At 59.8% G+C, this 17,573-nt stretch carries 13 protein-coding genes; 9 read left to right on the top strand and 4 right to left on the bottom strand.

The features are described from left to right. Positions 1–89 precede the first annotated feature (89 nt). The 5 genes from EYB53_RS19845 (at position 90) to EYB53_RS19825 (ending at position 4,435) form a co-directional block, all read left to right on the top strand. Positions 90–1,223, top strand: coding sequence for an AI-2E family transporter (locus tag EYB53_RS19845; RefSeq protein WP_135480256.1), 1,134 nt, complete (start codon positions 90–92; stop codon positions 1,221–1,223). A gap of 18 nt (positions 1,224–1,241) precedes the next feature. Next, a complete protein-coding gene (locus tag EYB53_RS19840; protein ID WP_135480254.1) occupies positions 1,242–1,682 on the top strand; it encodes a DUF2231 domain-containing protein in 441 nt (146 codons plus the stop codon). Then, positions 1,682–2,368, top strand: coding sequence for a lysophospholipid acyltransferase family protein (locus EYB53_RS19835; RefSeq protein WP_135480252.1), 687 nt, complete (start codon positions 1,682–1,684; stop codon positions 2,366–2,368). The genes EYB53_RS19840 and EYB53_RS19835 overlap by 1 nt, the downstream gene beginning before the upstream one ends. Before the next feature lie 176 nt (positions 2,369–2,544). Beyond that, positions 2,545–3,357, top strand: coding sequence for an ABC transporter permease (locus EYB53_RS19830; RefSeq protein WP_205712698.1), 813 nt, complete (start codon positions 2,545–2,547; stop codon positions 3,355–3,357). Positions 3,358–3,397: 40 nt separating this feature from the next. Beyond that, a complete protein-coding gene (locus EYB53_RS19825; RefSeq protein WP_135480250.1) occupies positions 3,398–4,435 on the top strand; it encodes an ABC transporter substrate-binding protein in 1,038 nt (345 codons plus the stop codon). A 64-nt stretch (positions 4,436–4,499) separates the two neighbouring features. Here the strand turns inward: EYB53_RS19825 and EYB53_RS19820 are convergent, their stop codons facing one another. Then, positions 4,500–6,695, bottom strand: coding sequence for a hypothetical protein (locus EYB53_RS19820; protein WP_135480248.1), 2,196 nt, complete (start codon positions 6,693–6,695; stop codon positions 4,500–4,502). A gap of 320 nt (positions 6,696–7,015) precedes the next feature. Between EYB53_RS19820 and EYB53_RS19815 the strand changes: the two genes are divergently transcribed. The 3 genes from EYB53_RS19815 to EYB53_RS19805 all read left to right on the top strand — a co-directional run bounded on the left by EYB53_RS19815 (position 7,016) and on the right by EYB53_RS19805 (position 13,379). Further along, positions 7,016–8,365, top strand: a complete 1,350-nt coding sequence (locus EYB53_RS19815) for a phosphomannomutase/phosphoglucomutase (protein ID WP_135480246.1) — start codon at positions 7,016–7,018, stop codon at positions 8,363–8,365. A gap of 547 nt (positions 8,366–8,912) precedes the next feature. Then, the gene (locus EYB53_RS19810; RefSeq protein ID WP_167857498.1) at positions 8,913–9,530 is read left to right on the top strand and encodes a GNAT family N-acetyltransferase; all 618 of its coding nucleotides are present in this window, start codon (positions 8,913–8,915) and stop codon (positions 9,528–9,530) included. A 615-nt stretch (positions 9,531–10,145) separates the two neighbouring features. After that, on the top strand, positions 10,146–13,379 hold the full coding sequence (locus tag EYB53_RS19805; RefSeq protein ID WP_135480242.1) for a hypothetical protein: 3,234 nt from the start codon (positions 10,146–10,148) through the stop codon (positions 13,377–13,379). A 29-nt stretch (positions 13,380–13,408) separates the two neighbouring features. On the opposite strand, the gene EYB53_RS19800 is transcribed toward EYB53_RS19805, so the two are convergent. From EYB53_RS19800 to EYB53_RS19790, 3 genes are read right to left on the bottom strand one after another with little or no spacing between them, the layout of a single operon-like run. Next, positions 13,409–14,347: an undecaprenyl-diphosphate phosphatase gene (locus EYB53_RS19800; protein WP_135480240.1), complete on the bottom strand. Its 939-nt coding sequence runs from the start codon at positions 14,345–14,347 to the stop codon at positions 13,409–13,411. A gap of 9 nt (positions 14,348–14,356) precedes the next feature. Continuing rightward, entirely contained in the window at positions 14,357–15,703 is a 1,347-nt protein-coding gene (locus EYB53_RS19795) for an aspartate aminotransferase family protein (RefSeq protein ID WP_135480238.1), read from the bottom strand. Positions 15,704–15,712: 9 nt separating this feature from the next. Next, positions 15,713–16,465 (bottom strand): metallophosphoesterase family protein, encoded by a 753-nt coding sequence (locus tag EYB53_RS19790; RefSeq protein ID WP_135480236.1) that lies wholly within the window; start codon positions 16,463–16,465, stop codon positions 15,713–15,715. Between the two features lie 84 nt (positions 16,466–16,549). Here EYB53_RS19790 and EYB53_RS19785 point away from each other — a divergent pair, with 84 nt between their 5' ends. Continuing rightward, positions 16,550–17,473, top strand: coding sequence for a hypothetical protein (locus EYB53_RS19785; RefSeq protein WP_167857497.1), 924 nt, complete (start codon positions 16,550–16,552; stop codon positions 17,471–17,473). Positions 17,474–17,573 lie beyond the last annotated feature (100 nt).

Raw genomic sequence — 17,573 nt, 5'->3', positions numbered from 1 at the left:
ATCGCCGTCTTTGCAAAACGCTGTACAATAGGAAACGGTTCACATGTGACGAGGCCTTGGTATGGGTACGATGGAGAGGATAATTATTGATGGAGCAGAAGCCTGACCGTCGTTCGCCACTGGATATGGTTAGTCCAGGGTTGCTTGCTATCGGCATTCGTAGCTGGCTCTATCTTGGAGTCGCTGCATTTGCGATCGCTGTGTTGTTCATTATGAGTGCGATTGGAAGCCTGGTGGTTCCGCTGGTGCTTGCCACGGTTATTGCGATGCTCTTCTATCCGTTGGTTGACTGGCTTGAGGCTCATCGCGTTCCCCGCCTCTTCAGTGCGCTCGGGGTGATGGCTTTGCTTGGGGTGATCCTGGTGGGGGCGCTCTGGCTGGCGGTTCATGGCATTCTTGGTCAGGGTGACCAGATCGGCAAGCTTGTGCTGTCGGGCTTGCAAGCGCTTGAGCAGTGGACATCTGACACAGATCTGCCGGTTGGTTTATTTGACTGGGCGGTGACCAATGCCTTGAATGCCGTGCCCCAGATTGCGGCGGGTGTCGGCTCGTTCTTTACGGCCAGTTTTGCGGGTATGGTCGGACTTTTTATGGGCCTTTTTCTTGGTGTTTTCTTGCTCTACTATTTGCTGATTGATTGGCATGGGATTGTCGGCTGGCTGGCCCGGAATATTGGTCTGGCCCCTGCATTGGGTGAAGTAGTGATCGCGAATACGACGAATGCGGTGCGGCGCTATTTTTATGCGCTGACCCTTTCGAGTATGGTCGTGTCGGTCTCCATTGGCAGTACCATGGCCCTGCTTGGTTTGCCCCTGGCTTTGACGATTGGCCTGGTGACAATGGTTACCTCGTATGTTCCCTATCTCGGGGCGATTGTGTCGGGCGCCTTTGCCTTTCTGGTGGCCCTCGGCGCTGGTGGCGTTGGCTCAGCGATTATGGTGCTTTTTGTCGTGCTGCTGATGCAGAATATTATCCAGACGATTATCCAGAATAAACTGGCGAGCACGCAGCTTCGTCTGCATCCCCTGGTGACGTTCATTGCGACCATTCTCGGTGGCATCCTGGTGGGCATTCTTGGGGCTATGCTCGGTACGCCTGCCGCAGCGGCGATCATCCGTGCCCGCGAGGATATTCTGCGCCTCCGCGATCCGCTGGAAGCTGAGCAGGCGCTTGCTGCCTCTGTTCCAGTTGTGGCGGCTGCTGATCCGGATCCGTCGCGCTGAAGATCATGAGCATGTCCTATGTATGTGTTGCATCCGATCACGGTTCATTTTCCGATCGCGCTCTTGCTCGCCAGCACGCTTTTTACCTTCTTGGCCCTGAGGCAGATGCGTGGCGCATGGGTGACAAGCGCTTATCATTGCCTGCTTGTCGGTTGGTTCGCGGGTGTGGTTGCGGTGTTCACCGGGCTGTTTGATGCGGCACGTCATTTGACCGGGCCTGATGCGTTGTACACGAATGAACTGATTGGTCAGGTGAATGCGCATGCGTTTACCAGTATTGCGGCCCTGGTTGCCTATGGGTTGGCTTTGCTCCGTCATCGTCGCCAACCCGATCTTCTTGATGATACCGAAGCACGTCGAGGCTATATCCGTCTTCATGTGCTGGGTGCGGCGCTCTTGATTGTGGGTGGATGGCTTGGTGGCTACCTTGTTTATGTTGCTGGTCTGGGGGTACGCTAATGTTTGTCCAGTTTGCGTATGGGTTGCTCTATCTCTGGCTTGGTTTTATGCGTCTGATTGGTTGGTTTCGCTGGAGTGTTGAGGGCACCGAGCGGTTGCCTCCACGGGAAGCCAGCGGTATGATCATCGCGATGAACCACGTTCACTGGATTGACATTCCGATTATCGGGGCGATGCTCCCGTTTCGCTATCGTCTCTCGTGGATGGGCAAAGCCGAGCTTTTTGAAAACCCGGCGGCAGGTTTGTTATTGCGTGCGATGGATGTTGTGCCGATCAAGCGCGGACAGCGCGATCTGGCCGCCCTTGATTCGGTGGTTGCCGCCCTGCGTGCAGGCAAGGTTTTGTTGATCTTTCCCGAAGGTACCCGTGGGCGGACAGGCATTCTGCGGGCTGGGCGTGGTGGCACGGTGCGCATTGCCATGCAGGCCCAGGTGCCAATTGTGCCTGTGGCGTTGACTGGCACCGAACTGGGTTTCTGGGGGACAATCAAGCGCCGTCCGGTGCATGTGACGATCGGTGAGCCGTATCGCATTGAGGTGCCAGTGGGGACGAAAATCCCGGCGGATCAGATGGCTCGGTTGACGGATGACTTGATGGGGCGCATTGCAATCCTCTTGCCCGAGGAGCGACGGGGGATCCATGCGCCAAAGTTGGCCGAAGGTGCGCCGCTGGGCGAGCGTGAGTAGTCTGTGAACGCAGTTTGTTGATGGTTTGACGCAAAGGCGCAAAGGCGCAAAGGGAGAGTTAGAGCGCATCTGGATGCTAAACGTGCGACCGATGGCTGTGCCAGAGGTGGGTCAGAGCGTTTCGTTGACATACTCCTGAGGAGTGATGAGGATCAGTTTCGTGGTACGATAGGAGCATGTCGAATCGTGCTCTTTTACGCGATCTGCGGGCAACGCCACGCGTTTCCGCATGGCTGTTCCGTCTCATGCGCCGGTATGCTGCTGCCCTGGCGCTGATGGTGTTGCTGCTGAGTGGGCTCGAGTGGGGCCTCCCTGCGGCTGGTGTGCCTCGCTATCTGCTGCCCACGCCTTCGCAGGTCGTGGCAAGCTTTGGCGATCCGCGGGGTGATCTCTTTGGGCACGCCCGGGCGACTGCGTCGGCGGCGTTGCTTGGCTTGACCTTTGGGGCGGCGATGGGTCTGTTGCTTGCCGTCGCGTTTGTGCATGCCCGCCCGGTCGAGGATGCCTTCTATCCGTGGGTGTTGCTCTCACAGGCGGTGCCTGCGGCGGCACTTGCGCCGCTGTTGACGATCTGGCTGGGCAATGGCCTTGCGCCACGGGCGGCGATGGCGGCCCTGTTTGCCTTCTTTCCGGTGCTGGTCAGTGCGGCGCGTGGGTTGCGTGATCTTTCGCCCGAACAACTTGCTTTGATGCGTTCGTGGGGGGCGCATCGCTGGCAACTCTTGTGGCATCTGCGCATTCCTGTGGCCTTGCCCGCCATCTTTGCCGGGCTTAAGGTTGCGGCGGCGCTGGCGGTTGTCGGGGCAATTGTGAGTGAACTGGCCGGCAGTGGGCGCGGCCTCGGTTTTGTGGTCAGTGTCGCCAGTTATCGCCTTCAGACGGATCGCGTCTTTGCGGCGGTGGTTCTGGCTGCGCTGATTAGCCTGACGCTGCATGGGGCGATTGCGCTTGCCGAGCGCCTGATTGTCTTCTGGCGGCGCCCTGGTTAGGACGATTGATGGTTGGTGTCGGATGGTGAAAGGTTGCTCTATGTCGCGAGCGTTGCGTCGTCTGGTTTTGGTTGTGTTCGTAGGGGTGCTTGTCGTCGGTTGTGGTGCGCCAGCGCAGCCTGCGGCCTCGGTGATGCCTGATGGCCCTGAAAAGCCGGTCGTTAGTATGCGCTTGCAGTGGTTTCCGCAGTGGCAATTTGCTGGTTATATTGTGGCGTTACTCAAGGGCTATTATGAGGAGGCCGGCCTTGAGGTGACGCTGCACCCTGGCAGCCCTGATATGGTGCCGTTGCCGCTGGTGGCGGCTGGTGCTGATGATTTTGGCAGTACCGGGGCCGATACGGTGCTGCTGGCCCGTGAGCAGGGCATCGATATCGTGGCCCTGGCAACCTGGTTCCAGGCCAGTCCGGTCGCGTTTATGGTGCATGCTGACGCAGGGATCGCTGGCCCACAAGATTTTCCAGGGCGCACCATTGGTATGTTCTACGGCGATAATGTCGAGACCGAGTATCTGGCGTTGCTGGCGGCGAGTGGGGTTGACCGTTCGCAGATCACCGAGATCCCGGGCGATTATAATATCGCACCGTTTCTTGAGCGCCGGGTTGATGTCTGGCCGGTCTATGCGACTGATCAGCCTTTTACCGCACGCCGTGAAGGGGCCGAGGTCGATCTGATCCTCGCTCGGGACTATGGTGTCCAGATGATGGGTGATACGCTCTTTACGACGGCGGCTTTTGCGCGGGATAATCCTCGTACGGTGCAGGCCTTTGTTGAAGCGACTCTCCGTGGCTGGCAGGATGCCATTGCCAATCCTGAGGAAGCAGTCGATCTGATTTTAACGTATAATCCTGAACTTGATCGCGATCAACTAATGTTTGAGGCTGCCGAAACGATTGCCCTGTTGCAGCATGGCCCCGGCGAGCGCTGTATTGGCTTTAGTGACCCCGACGTGTGGGCGGCGCAGGCGACCCTGCTCACCGAGCTCGATCTGTTGCGGCAACCAGTGGCTTTGTCTGATGTCTTGCTCAATCAGCCGGTGCTTGATTTCTATGCGGCGCAGGGTATTGCGTGCGAATAAGTTTTCGATGCAGCAAGGCACGGCCAGTTCTGCTGGCCGTGCCTTGCTGCATCGAAGGCGATCCTTAGCGTGTCGGATAGATCTGACCGACAAACCAGGTTCCTGAAGAGACCCAGGCGAGGTTGTCGTCGCTGCCAGCCCAGCCCTGGTTGACAAAGAAGGAGCGCTGGAATTCGGTCTTCCAGCTACAGTTGCGCCCGAAGATGTTGCACGAGCGGACACGGCGGGTGCGTTCGGCATAACCGTAGGCCAGTGGGTAGTGGCTGAGCCAGCCGGTACCGATGATCGCCGGGGTTCCCCGTAGGACGATGGAGTCACGGGCGGCGTTACGGAAACGGTCACGTTTGATGCCCACCGAACTGTAGTCAGTGCGCAGCGGATTGGGGCTGCGATTCTGGAGGTACCGCCGTGCATCGCTCATCCGCCACGGGAACGTGGCCCCGTTGCCGGCTGCGCAGAAGGTGCCGATGCGCCCGCGGATCTCCCAGGTCATCGTCGCAACGCCTTGCTGTTCGGTGGTAAGCGGGTTGTTCATCTGCGGTGGCGCGATAGCCGCTGGCGAGCCGGTCGCAAAGCCTCCGGTACGGTAGATGCCTTCACTGCCGACCCACGGGGCGACGTTATTGTGGGCTTGCTGGTCAACCCAGCCAAAGAGCATGGCCCAGGCGGTGGCCCCACAGCCGCTCACGCAGCGTGACGTATTGGGGCCTTCGTCGCGGCGGAGTTGGCGGTAGATCCGCTGGTCGGCCTTCGTGCCGGCCCACCAGAAGCGCCACGGCCCCCAACTCTGGGCAAGGTGCGCCCCTGACTGGGCAACGAGGTTGCGCGTTGCACTGTTGCCCACCAGGGCGAGCGGGAGATAGAGGCGGTTTGGTAGCGCGCCAATAATGAAGAAGGTGAATTGCTCGCTGGTGTTGTCTGCATAGGTAACGGTCGCGATCAGTTCGACGTCAGTGCCTGGACGGTCCTCGATAACTGTGATGCGATAAAAGGGGAGCGGGCCTTCGTTCTCCACCAGAACGCCTTCAACCAAGGTTTCGCCAGGGCCGCTCAGGACAACGCCTGGTGCGGCGGCAAGCGCGCTCCCCGCACCTGTTTCAGCAATGAGCGGCAGGTGGTAGATATCGCCAACGCGCAGGCCAAGGCCAAACGTGTTGGCCTCGCGTTCAAATGTCCATGCCTCGGCAGCCAGATCGCGCAGATTGGCCATATACGGCGTATAGGCTTCGGTATAGCCCGCCTTGAGCGCTTCCCACGACTCCCATTCGGCCAGGCTAAAGCCGTCGGGTAGGGCCGAACCATTCGGGGTGCCAGGGCCACGCTCGATGGTCGTACCTTCGCCACCTTCGGGATCCGGGGTCCATTCCATCATACTATCTTCTGTGAAAGTCTGGTGAAGATCGGGTGAGGCCCCAACGATGCGCACGAGTTCTGAACCGAGGGTTGCCACGACTTCCCCCTTTGGCCCTTGCGCTGCATAGGCGAGTGTATCAAGTTTGAAGAACCGTTCGGGCGCAGCCTGGCCGTTTGCTTGCGCCTGGGCACGCATCTGCTCGGTCAGCGTTGGGCCTTCGCTATGCCAGTGAGGGATGGGCAGATCGTGCTCGCCAGTGGCGAGGATCACAAAGCCAGCCGGTATGTCTGCTGGAGGTGGGGCCTGGTTGGGTTCAAACTGCTGGCCCAGCGTCGCAGCGCCAAGCACCTCGATCTCATAGTAGGCAGGCGCATCACCAAGATCGGGGCGATAGAGTGGGCGGGCAACGGTGCCCAGGTGGGCCTCGGCCCAGTTTGGCACGAGTGGGCTGCCCCGTAATTCGGCGACAAACGTTGCGGCGCGGCGCAAGAGCGCCGCAGGCACAATGCCTAACCCTGGCTCGACCACGAGTTGCACGTCGGCTTGTTGGGCAAACTCCCCGGTGAAACAGGTGCCATCCGAGAGCGCGGCACAGACCCTGAGGGTTGCTGTGCCTGCTTGGGCGTCGAGGGGCACCTCGAGGGTGCGTGTAAATGAGCCCGCTACTGCTGGGCCAAGATCGGCAATTCTGCTCCCGTTCCACAGGGCCGTGAGATCGATCTGCGGCGTAAACCCGGCGAGCGTCAGCGTCAGGCGCATCCCCGGCGTGACTACGGAACGATTCACCGCCAGACTAGGCGGTTGACTCTGGGCGGCAACTGGGACACTGCCAATCAGCATGGCAACGACAAGCAAACTACTGCCAATCAGTAGGAACAACCGTCCTGGATGATTACACCTGGGCATCACATTCTCCTTAAACCCATAGATGTGCTAGCTATTCTCGCCAGCACAAGCGCGATTCTTGGGTGCTGTCGGCCTTCAGCCATAGGCCCCCAGCCTCCCTGGAGGCTTACCTTCAGGCGGAGGGAACTTTGCCCCACGCTTCCACGAACTGCGGTATGAGAAAAAACGCAGATTGCTTGCGAAAATGACACAAATCGACGCGGAATCAGGGCTGGATTGCTCCTCAGATCTGCATTGCACCTTGCGCTGGTGTGGTAGCATACAGCACAGAAGCAACGACGCTACTGGGTGCGTCGCCGCTGAGTGCAAAGGGGGGGAACGTGGACGTCAACCCGTCAATTTTCAAAGCATATGACATTCGTGGCATCTATCCGACCGACTTGAATGAGGATGCAGCTTATCTCATCGGACGTGCGTTTGCAAGCTTTCTTGGGGTAGAAAAGGTCATTGTCGGGCGTGACATGCGTATCTCAAGCCCGGCCATTTTCGAGGCGGTGACGCGTGGTTTGATGGATCAGGGCGCAGATGTGGTCAACATTGGCATGGTCAGCACCGATCAATACTATTTTGCCTGTGCTACGCTCGGTGGGGCCGGGATGATGGTGACTGCCTCGCATAACCCCAAAGAGTACAGTGGCTTCAAGATGGTGCGCCAGATGCCCTACCTACTCAGCGGCGACGAGGGCATCCAGGATCTCCGTCGTCTCGTCGAGAGCGAGGCCTTCGCGACGACGACCCGCAAAGGCACGATGACCGAGCTTGATTTCCAGGCGCAGTTCATTGAGAAGATGCTCTCGTTGATCGATGTTGATCTTTTGAAAGATCGCAAGCTCAAGGTGATTGCCGATACAGGCAACGGGATGGTGGGGCCTTCGCTGCAAGCGCTCTACGAGCGTTTGCCGATCGAGTTTGCCGGGATGTATCTTGACCCTGACGGCAATCTGCCGAATCACGGCCTTGATCCCTTGCAGCCCGAGAATCGCGCCGAATTGCAGGCGCGGGTGGTGGCCGAAGGCTTTGATATTGGCTTTCTCTTTGATGGCGACGGCGACCGCTTCTTTGCCGTGGATGATCGTGGCGAGTTTATCTCGGGCGACTTCCTGACGGCGATTATGGGTCAATATCTGCTCGAAAAATATCCTGCCGCCAAGATCCTCTACGATGTCCGTGCCTCGTGGGCGGTGCCCGACCTGATCAGCGCCAAGGGTGGCACCCCCCTGATGGAGCGGGTCGGCCATGCGTTCATCAAGCAGCGTATGGCTTTGGAAGACGCGGTCTTTGCTGGTGAAGTGACCGGTCACTACTACTTCAAAGATTTCTTCTATGCCGACTCGGGCCTCTTGCCGTCGCTCTTCTTGATGGAGATGCTGGCGAAACGGGGCATCAAGATGAGCGATCTGTTGCAAGAGCTTGAAGCGAAGTACTTCATCTCGGGCGAGATCAACTCGAAGGTTGCCGATGTTAAAGGCACCCTCGAAAAGCTTGCGACACAGTATCCCGATGCCACCATCGAGCGGATGGACGGCGTTTCGGTTAGTTATCCGACGTGGCACTTCAATGTTCGTGGCTCGAACACCGAGCCGCTGATTCGGCTGAATCTCGAATCGGTTGCCTCACCTGAAGAGATGGTCGAGAAACGTGACGAAGTCCTGGGGTTGATTCGGTCGTAACATGGTTTATACCAATGGTGCTTGAAGGGGCTGCATTGTCATGCTGAGTACTAAATGGCCGGCGGGCCAGTGATGCCGAGATAACATCCTCGGATGTTATCAGGAGCGCAGCAAAGCATCTCTGCCGTTGGCAAGCCTGAGACCCTTCGCTTCGCTCCTAAGACAAGGTTTTAGGGTGCTTTAGAGTTTACGCTCATCGTAGTGCCGACTTATGGTTTTTAAGAATGAAAACAGGGAGTGCCGACTTCAGTCGGCTAAGCCGGAAGCCGACTGAAGTCGGCACTCCGGTTTGCCTGATGTAATGTTTAAAACCATTAGTCGGCCTCAGCCGACTGAAGTCGGCACTACAGCCCTTTCCCAAACTCCCTCCGCCGAGCAGAGGAGCCTGTCTCGCTCTGCTGGCAGGGTTTGAGGGATCCCCGTCAAACCTGCCCGGTGTGCGCCGGGACAGCGCTCTGCTACCCCCAAGATCCTTGCGGCGCACACCTAGCAGGTTTCCCGCATGAGGTTCTGGGTGTTCTGCACCCCCTCGTTTTCTGGAGTTTTGATGACACGCACATTGTCTGCTCACTCGTGGGCGTTTCGCCTGGCTGTCGCAACTGAAGAGGACTTCGCAGACGTTGCGCGTCTTTTTGCGGCCCTGCACACCTTTAACGCTTCACTCGATCCCTGCTTTGCCCTTGCCGAGGGCTGGCAGGCCTTGTTGCACGAGCATTTTGTGCGTACCCACAATGCCCCTGGCTCGCTCTGGCTGCTGGCCTGGGTTGATGCGGCTGCCGATGATCCGCCGCATAGCGAACCGGTTGGTCTGCTCTTGATGGAATCACACCTTGACTCGCCGCTGTTTGCGCAACGCCGCTGGGCCGAACTGGTGGCGCTCTATGTTGATGAGCGTGCGCGTGGAACGGATTTGGCCCAACAACTGGTTAACGCGAGCACAGCCTGGGCGGCTGAGCATGGCTTTGATCGCGTGCAACTCTACGTTACCGCCTCGAACGAGCGGGCCAGGGCCTTCTACACCCGGGCTGGCTTTGCGCTTGCCCAGGAGATTTGGCGGCTTGAGGTACAACCACTGCCGGACGTTACCCCTCCCCCTGAACCGACTGATCACATGCACCCCGAACTTGGGCACCATCACCTCGCCATCGATCTAGACCGGGATTGATGCAGAGCGATCTTTGTTGTGATTGCTTGCCACCGGCACACGCCTTCTTAGCCGCACCTACTGGCCGTATCTCTACACCGTTCCGGCTGATGGCTCAGCGCCAGCCGCGCTGATCGAGACACCGCAGATGATCGCGGGGGACGTCTTTGTTCCGTTGATCGCACGGTGAGGCGGCATGTCGCGCCTCAGAGGTTCCCTTAAGCTCACGCGAAGACGCGAAGACGCGAAGGGCTACGCTCACCTACGCAAAAACCTTTGCGCCTTTGCGCCTTTGCGTCAAAAGAGCCGCCTTCTTTGCAAGGTATTGCGTCTAGCACTGCACTAGGGCGATTGCATCTTCTGTGGGTGTGTGCCGCCATGTTCGCGGATCGCCTCCATCCTCTCCCTCCGTCGGCGTAAACGCCTAGGCTATGCAGGGCAAAGTCGGCCTGCGGCGGCTGGATTAGGCCACGAAGGCGGCCTTCGCTCCCCAGCAACCGAGCCGTTGACGGCTACGGCAAGAAGATGCAAGCGCCCTAGGGCCGCCCAGCGTGGGCTCAAGCTTGATCAGGTCACGATCTCGCTCGGCATGGTATACTAAATGTACACCGATACGTGATAAGAACGAGTCAGACTATGGATCAGGAAACTCGCTGGCAAAAAGGTCAGTCTGTGCCGCGTGCATGGACATTGGGTTGCTTATGCCAAAGACGATGCTGCCGCTTCGTCCAGCTTACATCTCTGGTTTTAGTCATCCTGGCACTTGCTCTCCAGCCTTCGCCTCGACCAATTCAGGCACAGGTTGGCTCACCTGCGACGCCCCTCAATGGCTGGACATTCGTTGATGTGGTGCGCGTTGGGCAGGATGGATTCACCCAACTGAGTGCAGGTCGCGCCGGGCCGGACGGCGTGGTCGTGGTTTCCGGTGTGCGCAATGGACGCATAGGCTTGTTCCGTATCCAGGGCGGCACCGTCACCGAGGTGGCGACCGACGGTACAGCGCTGACCGGTGGGCTTGGAAACCTGGTTCAGCCCGGCACTTCCTTGTCCCAGCATGCCATCCTGCCCGATGGTGATGTTGTCTTCGCGTCGTTTGTGACCGGTGGCTCCTTGAATCCGCAGTTCCGCTACGTCTTTCGCTGGAGCAACGGCGTCATCACGCTGGCTCAACCCTCGACTGACATTGATCCTGTCAACCAGACGCAGGCGTTTGACCATGATCTTTTGCAGGTGACATCGGATGGCCGCTGGCTGGCGAATCTGACCTCGGGAACCTTTCCGAACATCACGACAGACTATGGTTTGACTGACGGTACGACGCGCCAGTCGCTCTTTACGTTTACGCGCACCTCCGCTAACTGTGTCGGCGACCGGATTCTGCGTGCGGCCGTCAACGCTGGCAATGTGGTGGCCTCTTATCGCGAAGTGCAGACCAGAACCGCCGACGGCGACCGGTGTACCGAGCCGGTGACCAACGCCTGGTCGGTCAATCTGGCTGGTGGTGCAACCGGAACCCTCGCCAGTGGCACGTCTTTCATCAATGGCAACACCCACACCGGTACGGAGCTGTCGGACAATAGCCTCTTTCTGGTGAACAACCAGAACCAGGTGGCCGCCGTGCGCGAAATCCACAACGCCCCCGCGACCTTCCGCGTCCGCGAACAGCTGGTCGTTTTCGGCGCCAACGGCGAGGAGACGATCATCCAGGATACGGAAGGGCCGGTCGATGGCATTTTCCTGGCCGACTTCGACCAGGAGGGGCGCGTGCTCTATTCTGTGTCGCTGGATGCCAATCCTATTGCCACTGTGTTGCTGGGCGGCCCCAGCTTGGAGACCGACCGGGTGGTTGGGCCGGGTGACGCACTCTTTGGGCAGACGGTGAGCGGCGTTGGCTGGGTGGCGCGGCCAGCGGCGGTGGCGGGGGAAGGGCGAGCTTTTGCCTTTACCTATGGGCTCGACAACGGGGCCCGGGGCATTGCCCTGGCCACGCAGTCACCGCCGCAGTGGAACAATCCCAACGGCGGCGACTGGGGCGCGGCGGACAACTGGACGCCGGCAGTAGTCCCCGGCGCCAACGACGAGGCGCGCTTCAACTTGTCCGCCGAGTATGCCGTCAACCTGGGCACGCATCAGGTGGGCGATGTAGCGATCCAGAAAGGTGAAGTTACGTTCCGCAACGGCACGCTCGAACTTCGCAACGCAGGCAGCCAACTGGGCATCGGCGCCCGTTCCCCCGACAACCGGGCGCTCCTGACCATCGCCGGTACGGATACCGTGGTTGCCGCACCGGCAGTCGTGGTTGGGGCAAGCGGCCCCGGCGAACTGCGCATCGAGAGTGCCACGCTGAAGCCCCCCGAAGGAATGGAAGATGCAGTGGGTGCAATCATGGGCTTCAGCACCCCGGCCACGGCCACGGTGACAGCAGGTGGCTTCTGGCTCTGGCCGACGCTGGCGATGGGCCTCACCCACGATGCACTGCTGCGGGTGGAGGAGGGCGCAGTGGTCGGGTTTGGCTCGGATCGCCTCTTTGTGGGCGGCAGCGTCCTCGGCTTGCCCGTGCGCAACGCGACAGGCCGGGTCGTCGTGGACAACACCGCCGACGCTGGCGGCAAACTCAACCTGGGCACGCTGCTGGGGCCCGTGCAGGAGTTGGTCATCGGCGAATCTCTGATCGGGCGGCTGGAAGTGACCAACGGCGGCAGCGCCATCGCCGTCACCACGACCGTTGGAACGCGTGATCACGGCGCGACGACCGACGGCTTCCTCACCGTGGAAGGGACGACGCCCACCCGCGTTGCAAACTTCACTTCCGGCAATGTGGGCAGGGGCGGCCTCTTCGTGGCAACGGGGAACGGAACCGACGCGCTAGTCACGGTGAGTGCGGGCGGCACAATGACCTTGACCCAACTCTCCCTGGCTGACGGCGCTCAGAGCAACGCGCTCATGTTCGTGGATGGCATAGAGATCGCCGAGGATGGCGACCGCCGCTCGACGGTGATCGCACCCTTGCCTCCCCCCGCGTCGGCACCGGAAGCCAGCACGGACGCCCAGAACTCGGACGAAGGCAACTGCGTCGTCGGCCGCGCCGGGCGGGGGACGCTCAATGTCTCCAATGGAGCGTTGCTGCGCTGTCGTCAGCTTGCCGTAGGCTTCAACGGGGGCAGTCGGGGGGAGATGAATATCGACGGCCTCTTCCGCGCCGTGGCTGCGCAGGTGGTAGTGGCAGGTTCGCGCGCCGAGGATGGCGCCATGTGCATTGGGCGCGTGCCCCTATGCGGCGGTTCTGGCAACAATGTGCGGGGGGATGTGATCCTGGGTGCGGATGGTCAATTGGAAGCCCGGATCGTGGGGATCGGCAATGGCGGGCGGCTGCGCGGCAGCGGCCTCCTCATCGCCACAGAGGGAGTGGTGACCTTCGACGGCGGCAGCATCGCGCCCGGTGTCGTGCAGATCAGCCGGATGCAGCGCAGCGCCAACGCGACCCATCAGGTCGGTACGCTGACCATCCAGGGCAATGTGACCATCAGCGAAACCGGCGTCATCAGTATGAGCCTGTTGGGGCCTACCTCGGATTTGCAAGATCGGTTGGTGGTGAGCGGAACCCTCAACCTGAACGGCGATCTAGCGTTCAACTTCGGCAACGGCTACGCTCCCAAACAGGGCGACCAACTGGCCCTGATCCAGGCAAATACAGTCAACGGTGCGCCTCAAAATGTGGTGATCACCGGGCTAGAGCCGGGTTTCGAGTTCACACTTGCGGCCCCCAGCGGCGTCTTGACCCTGACTGCGCTGAACGACGGCGTGCCCAGCACTCAGCGCGAGCAATATACCCTCTATCTGCCGATTGTCCAGCGACCAGACCAGTGGTAGCCAGAACGTTTAGCATGCGAGCAATGATCTTAGAGCACACCCACCGCCACAAGCCCCAGAATGAGCACCCCGATGATAATGCGGTAGATGCCAAAGGCGACGAAGTTGTGGCGAGCGATATAATGCAAGAGCCAGCCGATGGTTAGGTAGCCGACAATCATCGAGACAACGGCACCGAGCAAGAGTCGTCCCCAATCGTCGGGTTGCACCTCGTCAAGGCTGCTGATCAGATCAACGAGGGTGGCCCCACCGAGCACGGGCATTGCCAGGTAGAACGAGAAAGCGGTGGCGGTACGGCGATCAAGCCCGGCTAACAAGCCACCAATGATGCACGAACCCGAACGCGACATCCCAGGGATCAGGGCGAGAATCTGCGCAATGCCGACCCCAAGGGCCTGCTTCCACGAAACCTGGCCGAGGTCGGTGGTGAGGGTCTGGCGCTGTGGGATCAGTTCAATCACCAGGAAGATGATGCCACCAAAGATCAGCGCCCCGGCGATCACCTGTGGGGTTTCAAAGAGCACCGCTTTGATGAAATCGCGGGCAAGCAACCCGATGATGCCGGCTGGAACCATCGCGATGACAATGCCAAGCCAGAGCGTCCTGGCAGCGCGGGCCTCCTCGCTCGTGCTCCGCCCGAGCAATGCCTGCGCCTGTTTCAGCAGATCCTGGAAATAGAAAGCCACCACCGCGACGACGGTTCCCACCTGGATAAAGATCTCGAAGGTGCCCCCAATGCTGCCCTGATAGTTGAGCAGCTTTGAGACGATGAGCAGGTGGCCGGTTGACGAAATAGGCAACCACTCGGTGATGCCCTGGACAATGCCGAGCACCACGACTTTCCACCATTCCGGGTCACCAGGAACGACCATGGCGAGGCTCGCGATCAGGGCGATGGCGGCGATAATGATGTATGGAAGTGGCAAGTGAGGTGAAGCCACACGTGCGGTGGCGGGTGATTTTTGCATAACAATCTACTATTTGATCATCCCTGCTGCTTTCAGCATGGCAAGAGCGTCGTCGAGGGCGGCGGCAGTGGCCTGCACATGCTCACTGGTGTGAACGGAACTGACAAACGCGCTGCGCCCGCGCATCAGGTCGATGCCGTTAATCTGGAGGGCCATGCGCAAGGCGTGGGTGATGGTGGCATCACCGCCTCGTTTGAGGGTTGCGAGGGGAACCCCGGTGGGCACATCACCCGGGCTGATCTGGCTCGTCGGGTCGGCAAAGAGATGCACAATGGAGCCATCGCCATAGGCGGTGAAGCCATGGACGTGGCGTGTGCGCAAGACTTCATTCATTGCCTCGGCGAGTTCACGGCCGCGCAGGGCGGCGAGGTGCCCAGGTTCGCCGGTGGCAACGAGTTCGAGGCAGGCTACGCCGGCCGCCGCTGAGAGCGGATTGGCATTGTAGGTCCCCTGATGGCGAATGCGCCCGCGCACGTCGCGCCTATCGGCGCCACTCGCGAGACGATCCATAATCTCGGCTTTGCCCACAACGGCACCACCGGGCAAGCCACCGGCGAGGATCTTGGCGAGGCAGGTAAGATCGGGGGTGACGCCAGCGCGTGCCGCCGCGCCGCCAGGACTCACGCGAAAGCCTGTGACCACCTCGTCACAGATCAGCAGCACATCGTGGTCAGTGGTGAGCGTGCGCACCTGTTGCAAAAAAGCATCGGCGAGCGGCACAATACCATACGCTGCCCCGGTCGGTTCGAGGATCACCGCAGCAATATCGTGGTCGGTTGAGAGCGTCGCGGCGACCAGTTCAAGCCTGGCTGGAAGGGTCAGAATATTGCCGAGCAAATCGGCAGAGAGCCCAGCGTGCGGATCATCGGGATCTGCGCCGGGGGCTGCGCTATCGTGCCAGCCGTGGAAGTGGCCTTCGAAACGAATAATGCGGGAACGTCCGGTCACGGCCCGCGCCAGACGGAGCGCGAGCATCGTCGACTCGGTGCCGGACGCGGTAAACCGCACCCGTTCAGCCCCGGGCACCAATTGCTTGATCAACTCGGCCCAGCGCAGGGCCAGCGCATTTTCGCCCCCGGCGTGGGTACCGCGTTCAATTTGCTCGCGCACCGCCGCCACAATTGCCGGATGCCCGTGACCAAGCAACAACGCTCCGTGGCCACACCAGTAATCAATCAGTTGATTATCATCGGCATCCCACTTATTTGCGCCTAAGGCTCGTTCTATAAAAAGAGGGAACGGTGCCGCGCTGCGCCCATCGTGGGTAACACCACCCGGGAAATGTGAGCGGGCCTTCTCTGCCAGGTAGCCAGAGCGAGCGAAACGGGCCTGATAGAGTTGTTCGAGTTTTTGCATATCCGTTGGTTACATCCCATATTCCAGACGACGGATCAGCGGTCCTGGCAAGCCTGCCTCGACCATATCGCGTTGGGTACGGGTAATTTCATATTCAACGCGGGCAAAGGTGAGCGTACCAGCGCTAGGATCGAAGATAGCATAGGCTGCGCGTGGATCTTGATCCCGTGGCTGACCGACACTGCCAGGGTTAATAAAAAAACGACAGTTGCTACTGAGATCAATCACATTATTGCGCGGAGGCACGCGCAGCAAATCCGGGAAGAAGCGTTCAACCCGGTCAAAGCCGTGACGTTGACGGAACCCGAGTTGCACATGTGAATGCCCAATGAAACAGATTTGCTGTGTAAAGAGCTCGAAATTCGCCGAGGCCGTCTCTGGGGCCAGCAGATATTCCCATACTGGCTCACGGGGGCTGCCGTGGGCCAGCATAATCTCACGATCAACGATCATCATTGGTGCCAACTCTTCGAGCCAGGCGCGATGTTCAGGGAGCAACTGTTGACCGTTCCATTGATTGGCCTTACGTGCCTCGGGGTTGAAATCGCGGAGATCGATCTTGCCGAGGCAGGCAAGATCGTGGTTTCCCGTGATGGTAAGCGTCGCATGTTCACGGATCAACGCGGCACATTCATTGGGGCGTGGTCCATAGCCGATAGTATCACCCAGGCACCAGAACTCATCAAAACTACCGACGGCCTGGAGCACAGCTTCAAGGGCAACAAGATTCGAATGAATATCTGAGACAATCAAAATCCGCATAAAAACCTGCGCTTCGTTGACGCCGTTTACGTGACGGGGCTATAATGGCGAATAGTTGTGTTGTTGTTGGAGTAGATAAGACTTATGGTTGAATCAACCGGCCACTGTCCATACCTTGGACTCAAACAGAATCAGGCGATTCGGTTTGCTTCACCGACTCCTGAACATCGCTGTTACGCTGCTGGTCAGGCCCAGGAGATTCCTCTTGTTCAGCCTGATTATCAGACCGCATTCTGTTTGTCGTCTGATCATATCAAGTGCCCATTATACACGGGCTCTGGTCTCTCTTCAACGTCCGTACCTGGACATAGCCTGACAATGGCTCCGGCAGGGGCTACTTCGGTTGGGATGCGTGGGTGGCTCAACGATCTTCCTGCGCGTGAACGCTTGATCTATGCGTTCCTTGTGACGGCACTTGCTGTCGTTGTTGCCTTTTACGCCTTTGCGAGTGTGGGTCTGATCTGGGGCAACGTGACCCCGGGCAGCGATCCGTCACCCGGCTTGCCTCCGGCGAGTGCAACGGTGCCCATTGAAGTGACTGCGACGGCAACGCCGACGCTAACGCCGACGCCAAGCCCGACTTTGACAGCAACACCTACCAGGACACCGCTGCCTTCAGCGACCCCGACGGAAATCTTGCCGACAATTGAGTCTGTGACGGTGACGCCTGTCCCGACGATCTATGTGCCGCCCGTTATTGTGCCACCGATTATCGTTCCAACACCAACCTTCTTACCTGAGCCTACCCCACCACCTGATCTAGAACCAATCCCGACCGAGGAGGCCCCCGGTTGGCCGGTCGAGCCGACACCCCCGGTCGAGCCGACGATCCCTCCCGAGGAACCGACGGCCCCGGCGGTCGAACCAACCGCACCAGGAGAACCGACGGCCCCCCCAGTTGAGCCGACAGCAGTGCCGGTTGAGCCGACGGCAGTGCCGGTTGAGCCGACGGCAGTGCCGGTTGAGCCGACGGCAGTGCCGGTTGAGCCGACGGCCCCGGCACCATAGTACGGGCACGGGCACGCCGTGCCCGTACGCAGGGGCACGGGCAAGCCGTGCCCGTAGGCGGGGCAGGGGCACCTTTTGGGGGTAGGTTTTTTATTCACGG

Source organism: Candidatus Chloroploca mongolica (genome assembly GCF_004762035.2).
Lineage (GTDB): Bacteria > Chloroflexota > Chloroflexia > Chloroflexales > Chloroflexaceae > Chloroploca > Chloroploca mongolica.
Note: the sequence above shows the minus strand (reverse complement) of the source record. Positions and strands in the feature narration are given on the sequence as shown.

Excerpts from the sequence above, each read along its gene's own strand:
- EYB53_RS19825 (WP_135480250.1), top strand. The coding sequence starts at position 3,398 with ATGTCGCGAGCGTTGCGTCGTCTGGTTTTGGTTGTGTTCGTAGGGGTG.
- EYB53_RS19845 (WP_135480256.1), top strand. The coding sequence starts at position 90 with ATGGAGCAGAAGCCTGACCGTCGTTCGCCACTGGATATGGTTAGTCCA.
- EYB53_RS19800 (WP_135480240.1), bottom strand. The coding sequence starts at position 14,347 with ATGCAAAAATCACCCGCCACCGCACGTGTGGCTTCACCTCACTTGCCA.
- EYB53_RS19805 (WP_135480242.1), top strand. The coding sequence starts at position 10,146 with ATGGATCAGGAAACTCGCTGGCAAAAAGGTCAGTCTGTGCCGCGTGCA.
- EYB53_RS19790 (WP_135480236.1), bottom strand. The coding sequence starts at position 16,465 with ATGCGGATTTTGATTGTCTCAGATATTCATTCGAATCTTGTTGCCCTT.
- EYB53_RS19840 (WP_135480254.1), top strand. The coding sequence starts at position 1,242 with ATGTATGTGTTGCATCCGATCACGGTTCATTTTCCGATCGCGCTCTTG.
- EYB53_RS19795 (WP_135480238.1), bottom strand. The coding sequence starts at position 15,703 with ATGCAAAAACTCGAACAACTCTATCAGGCCCGTTTCGCTCGCTCTGGC.
- EYB53_RS19810 (WP_167857498.1), top strand. The coding sequence starts at position 8,913 with ATGACACGCACATTGTCTGCTCACTCGTGGGCGTTTCGCCTGGCTGTC.
- EYB53_RS19785 (WP_167857497.1), top strand. The coding sequence starts at position 16,550 with ATGGTTGAATCAACCGGCCACTGTCCATACCTTGGACTCAAACAGAAT.
- EYB53_RS19820 (WP_135480248.1), bottom strand. The coding sequence starts at position 6,695 with ATGCCCAGGTGTAATCATCCAGGACGGTTGTTCCTACTGATTGGCAGT.
- EYB53_RS19830 (WP_205712698.1), top strand. The coding sequence starts at position 2,545 with ATGTCGAATCGTGCTCTTTTACGCGATCTGCGGGCAACGCCACGCGTT.
- EYB53_RS19835 (WP_135480252.1), top strand. The coding sequence starts at position 1,682 with ATGTTTGTCCAGTTTGCGTATGGGTTGCTCTATCTCTGGCTTGGTTTT.